Origin of the sequence: Paenibacillus cucumis (ex Kampfer et al. 2016) (assembly GCF_019748695.1) — a bacterium.
GTDB classification, from domain to species: Bacteria; Bacillota; Bacilli; order Paenibacillales; family Paenibacillaceae; genus Paenibacillus; species Paenibacillus polysaccharolyticus.
In genome coordinates, this window is the sequence record NZ_JACLIC010000060.1 from 1 (window position 1) to 5,713 (window position 5,713).

At 46.4% G+C, this 5,713-nt stretch carries 3 protein-coding genes; 1 reads left to right on the forward strand and 2 read right to left on the reverse strand.

The genetic code is table 11. The features are described 5' to 3' along the window. Window positions 1–104: 104 nt before the first annotated feature. Window positions 105–1,373, reverse strand: a complete 1,269-nt coding sequence (locus tag H7T88_RS28195) for a DUF2087 domain-containing protein (RefSeq protein WP_221791696.1) — start codon at window positions 1,371–1,373, stop codon at window positions 105–107. Window positions 1,374–1,658: 285 nt separating this feature from the next. Next, a complete protein-coding gene (locus tag H7T88_RS28200) occupies window positions 1,659–3,686 on the reverse strand; it encodes a methyl-accepting chemotaxis protein (protein ID WP_221791697.1) in 2,028 nt (675 codons plus the stop codon). A gap of 259 nt (window positions 3,687–3,945) precedes the next feature. On the opposite strand from H7T88_RS28200, the gene H7T88_RS28205 reads away from it, so the two are divergent. Then, a complete protein-coding gene (locus tag H7T88_RS28205) occupies window positions 3,946–5,346 on the forward strand; it encodes a serine hydrolase domain-containing protein (protein ID WP_221791698.1) in 1,401 nt (466 codons plus the stop codon). Window positions 5,347–5,713 lie beyond the last annotated feature (367 nt).

Genomic DNA, 5,713 nt, shown 5'->3' on the forward strand with positions numbered 1-5,713 from the left:
GAGTGTCCAATTGGATTAGGGGGCTTTAAAGGAACTAGCTGTTTTCCAAAATTAAAATGTTAAGTTCGTAGTGTTCAATACTGAAATTGAACTCTATTTACCTACTAATTCGATGGTTTCGGCTCCCCGTGGTATCCACGATCTCCGTAAGGCTCCAGCTTCTCAAACCAGCTTTCTAAACATTTGGCCAGCGCATCCTTCGGATCGGCGTAGGGATTGTCATCCTTTTTCATGACTTCTAATACCTCAATCGTAAATGCACTCTCACCGTATTCATTCCACTCTGCCTGTAAACGTCGATTCAGATGGCTTCCCATCTGCAGCATAAATTGCTGTCCGTTAATGGTCTTCAGATTAGGCGTGCTGTCGATGTACACTTTGCCGTTTCGCTCATTCCGAATTTGATAAACGCCTGCTTCTGTTTTGACTTCTTTGGCTTGCTCTTGTAACTCTTTGCGTCGATTCATGCTCTTCTCTCCTTTACCTGCTCTTTCTTCTGGAACTTGCTGTTCCATGGTTAGGGATTCAGCTGAGTTATCTGTTAATTTGGCTGATGATCCTTTCGGCTGTTTCCCGTCCCCTCTACCGTTACCTTGTTCCTCTGCTGCACTACCCAGCCAGTACTGGCTTCCATCCTCCTTTCGCTCTAACAGACCGTAATCCACCAGATATCTCCGAATCTCAACATAGTCAGCATGTACCTTCTCCAAGAGTGTGTTCACTTGTTTTTCGGTGTACTGACGCCGGGGTTCAAAACGTTTGGCAATCTCTGTGAGCACGATATACTTATGTTTTTGCTGCATATGGAACGTAGTCATTGGGCCGCTTATACCTTCGGGAAAATAGTTGCGCAGCACACGTTCCCGTTCCTCTTCCGATATTTCAAAGGAACGCTGATGAATCGTATGACCTTGTTTCATAATCGGCGACACCCATGTTGCGGGAGCATGCAGGTCTTTATTTTTCAACAGTTCCATTAATGCCAGAAATATTTTGGCCTGCCTCTCCTTTTCCTTCAAAACGAATCGATGGTTTCGAATGGTAGACGCACTGCCGATGCCCAGAGCCTGTTGCACTTCTGCATCCTTTTTCCCTTCATAGAACTGGGCCAGCAGACCTCGCTGTACATCCGACAATCCGGTCACACTTTTATCCAGCTCCAGCAAATATTCAAATACAGAACCATGGACCTTCTCAATATGAACACCCATGTAACGAACCGCATCATAGAGCACGCCTTCGTCAGGGTAAACAATTCCCGGTTCTGTTGTAAAACCGCAACAAATACAGAAATAGGCCGTTCCTTCCTCCACATATCCGCGTTTGATCTCTTCGAGAGAGGCTGTCTGCAATCTTGAATCCGAGGCTTTCATCCGTCGCCGTCCTTTCTATCATTCATCTAATGTATTTTGATTTGTGAGTTATTTGGAGTTCCAAGTTAATTCTGTATTGATTCATACGAGGAATTAATTTAAAAAAACTCTATTTAATTAATTTGTTTGTTTATTTATAGACATAATATAATTATATTTGTTTATTGTCAAACTAACGAGGTAGATTAGATACCTCAATCATAATCCAATCTCCTGCAAAAAAAGAAAAAAGACTGCCGGTTCATTACCCCGACAGCCTTCATACCCGCGTTCATACTCCCTCAGTTACAATTTGAATCGTTCGATCATGCTCTGCAGATCCTCCGCCATGCGAGACAAGGCCGCTGAAGATGCCGCAACCTCCTCCATTGTAGCAAGCTGCTCCTGAGCAGCCGCCGATCCATCCTCGGTTCCCGCAGCAATCCGGTTAGAGAGAACCATCGTTTCGTTTACAGCTTTGTTCACATGTCCCATTCCTTGATCGATCTGACGGGAAGCTGTAGCTGCCTCCTCGGCCTGGGACGCAACGGTTCGAACCGCATCACGAATCGTCTGGAAGGCTTCTCCAGCCTCTGCAATCATCTGCGAGCTTTTCACCATACCTTCACCTGTACGTGCAAAGGTAGACTGAACAGCATGAGTCTTCTCATGCATCTCCCGCATAAGCTCATTGATTCGCTCTGCCGAAGCACCTGAGCTGTTCGCAAGCAATTTCACTTCGTTAGCAACCACAGCGAATCCCCGGCCATGCTCGCCTGCTCTCGAAGCCTCAATGGAAGCATTCAGTGCCAGAATGTTCGTCTGCTTGGCGATGGCTGTAATCTCCGCTACAATCTCCAGAATTTCATCGTTTTTCGCTCGCAGATCTTCGATGACAGCCTCCATATCCTTGCTCTCATCATTCACCTGCTGAATATGGGACACGGCCTGCTGCATCGTGACCATACCCGCTTCCGATTTGGAGGATGCTTCAATGGCAATACGTTCCGCATCTCCGGCTCTTGCAGAAATCTCCTTCACACCAAGTGACATCTCACCGACAAGTTGCTCTGTCGCTGCAAGACTTTCATTCTGCATCGTTGTTCCTGCAGCTGCATCTTGCATCAACTCCGCTACTTGCTCCGTTGCTTTCGAGGTCTGCTCAGAGCTTGCCATCAACTCTTCCGATGATGCCGCCAGCTGACTCGATGTATCATGTACTTCGCCCAGGACATGACGCAGTGAATTCGTCATGGTATCAAAGCTTTCTCCAAGCTGACCGAACTCATCCTTGCGCCGCAGGCCTACACGAACCGTCAGGTCCCCTGCACTTACTTGAGAAGCCGCTTGGGTTAACTGCTGCAATGGACGGTGAATGCTACGGATAATAAAGATCAACAGTACAATACCCACAATAATTGCTACGCCGACAAGTGTAAATGCACGAATCATAATCGGTTGAACGGACTCTGCCGCTTCGGAGGGAATCATCTCGCCGACAATTTTCCAACCCGTTGCCGTATTTGTGTAAAATACAGCCTCCATCGGTTGACCATCATATGTATACTTCACGGTTCCCTGATCTTTCGTATACATCTCGTTGATGTAACTTTGATCAGACTGAGTACCGGATTCAATCTTGTAATGAAACAAAAATTTCCCGCCATTATCCAGCATATACAGTTTCCCTGCTTTACCGATATGGATCTGATCCACTGTCTCCTTCAAATGATTCAAGCTTACATTGGCTCCAAAAACACCTTGTCCGTCTGCTAGCTTGGCCGCTGATGTCACCACCCATTCCCCAGTCGTGGCGGATTGAAAAGTATCCGAGATGACTGGCTCAGATTGTGATAGAGCCATCTTATACCATGTGCGTTCACGAGGATCATAGATCTGGTTGCCGGGATCAGGGGATTTCATCCAACTTCCATCCTCCGCTCCAGCCGTAAGCACCCCGAGTTCTTTATGGTTTTTGGACATCCGATCCATCTGAGCTTGAAGCGCAGGTGACTTGTTAATAATGTCTTCGGATGTAATACCCGATGCCATCTGTGCAGCGTTGTCCTTCTCCATATTGAGCATCTGATCAATCTGCAGACTAAGCATTTCTGTTTTGGCCTGTGCAGAACGAGTAATCTCCATTTTAACCTGATCTGCTGCCTTAAGATAAGCAAGCCACCCTACACTAAGACTAGGAACGATCAGGAACAAAAGGAACGCGGCAATCAGCCGTTTTTTTACCGTTAACGTAAACCATGATTGAAACCTCCCCTTCACTTTATGCCCTGTTTGAGGCTTTTTTTGAAGCCTTTTTTGAAGCCCTTTTCTCATTATCTATCTATCTCCCATCATTAAGTTCAACTCTTTTTATCGGAAAGTTCGCCGCGAAACATTATGTATCCATACTAAATAATTGCAATTTTTAATGATGTGATCCTATTACTTAGGTATACTCTCTTTTTGACCCCCTTGTTGGGATCGTTTACAATATTTATATAATGGTTTATTAAGAAACACTTGGAAGGAGAGGATTCCAATCTTACGTAAGTTTCACACGCAACAACCTGTATCTAGCAGTGGTTATTCATCCATGCTTCGCATGCTATTCGCAATCATTCTATGCACAGGCCCCGTATTCGGGCTGTTTAACAACCCTACGGTTTCTGCCGCGCAGACTACACAAGCCGTGCATATTGAAGTCAACGGAGAGCCGCAATTCTGGAACAACGCTCCGCTTATTCTAAAAGGTACAACGTTCGTTCCCTTACGGGATGTAGTCCAATCTGTTAAAGGGGATTTGAAGTGGGATGCTCGTACCAAAACAGCCGTAATCACCGTTGGCGGGGACAAGCTGGTGCATCAAGCCGGAAGTAAATCCATTAAAGTAAACCAGGTTTCTCTGGCCTCTCCGGTGAATTCACGCACCATTAACGGCACATTAATGATTCCTGTCCGTACCCTGGCGAATGCTTTGAAGGCTGATATTCAAGTCCAGCGAACGCCTTCAAGCCAGATGAATGTTGGTATAACGACTGACCAGGTTAGCGTGTTAAATCCTGAAGTGGCTAGCGTAGACACATATCTGCGCGAGATCAACTATCCGGGGATGGCTCTGATTGCACGGGACGGAGAAGTCTTGCTCAAACAGGGGTATGGTCTTGCTGACGAACAGACAATGAATCGTCCGGACCAGAAGACCCGTATTGCCTCCTTGAGCAAGTCATTCACTGCGGCTTCCATTTTGAGTCTCGCAGAAGCAGGTAAGTTGGATGTTCAAGATCCAATCTCCACCTATATTTCCGGCATCCCGAAGGGAAATCAGATTACCCTGCATATGTTACTGTCCCAAACGTCGGGCCTGCCGTCGGCCTTCGGTCGCGGGGAAGGCAATACACTTGAACAAACGGTAGAAGAGATTCGCCACAAAACGTTGAAGTTCGAACCCGGCAGTGCCTACCTGTACAGCAATAGCGGTTACGTGTTGCTTGCGTACGTTGTGGAACAGGTATCCGGCATGAGTTATGCAGACTATGTACAACAAACCATTCTGGAGCCGCTCGGTATGAAAGATTCGGGAGAAGCATCACGCAAAGTGCATACGAACAGCGGCTTTGTCAAACAAGGAAAAGGATGGACACCTGCACCTTACTATGTTTCACAATCCGGGTCAGGTACGATCTACTCTACCGTGGATGATCTGCTGAAATGGGATCGGGCACTATACACTGACCAGATTTTAAATCAGGAAACGATTGAAACGATGTATGAGCCCTATTCCAATAAAAATTACGGCTATGCCTGGATTCTCAAGGAAAATGGAACAAAACGCACCGTCTTCCATAATGGAAGCGGCGGCGGATTTTCCACAGCATTTTCACGTAATTTATCCGATGATATTACCATTATCCTGCTCGGTAATCATGCAGGCATGGATATGACCACACTGCTAAGTGATATAGAGACACGAACGGCCAAAGCTTTGCAATTGTGATGGTCGCTTGAAGCATCATAACGTAGCCGCACGAAGCCACCAATTCAGCGGGGTTGAAAGTTTGAGGTTGGTGTTTTGCATTTTGGTTAATGGTTGTTCTCTGATTGGTGTTGGCGGTTCGGGGCTAGAGTAGGTTGAGGTCAAGGAGTAGCTGAGATTGGGTTGCGGGTTGATTGGGGTTAGAGTTAGGTAGAGTTGAAGATTACGGTTGGGGGTGAGGTCTGCGTTGGCTACACAGTCTTCACCCACCCCCCTGTTTATTCTAACGATCTCAGATGAGCTTATTTGAGCGATAATCACCCTTCAGAAATTGTAAAGATCACCAGTAACCTTATCTTTAAAGCCCCCTAATCCAATTGGACACTCG

Bases quoted from the DNA above. Each gene is read 5' to 3' on its own strand.
- H7T88_RS28200 (WP_221791697.1), bottom strand. From the start codon at position 3,686: ATGAGAAAAGGGCTTCAAAAAAGGCTTCAAAAAAAGCCTCAAACAGGG.
- H7T88_RS28195 (WP_221791696.1), bottom strand. From the start codon at position 1,373: ATGAAAGCCTCGGATTCAAGATTGCAGACAGCCTCTCTCGAAGAGATC.
- H7T88_RS28205 (WP_221791698.1), top strand. From the start codon at position 3,946: ATGCTTCGCATGCTATTCGCAATCATTCTATGCACAGGCCCCGTATTC.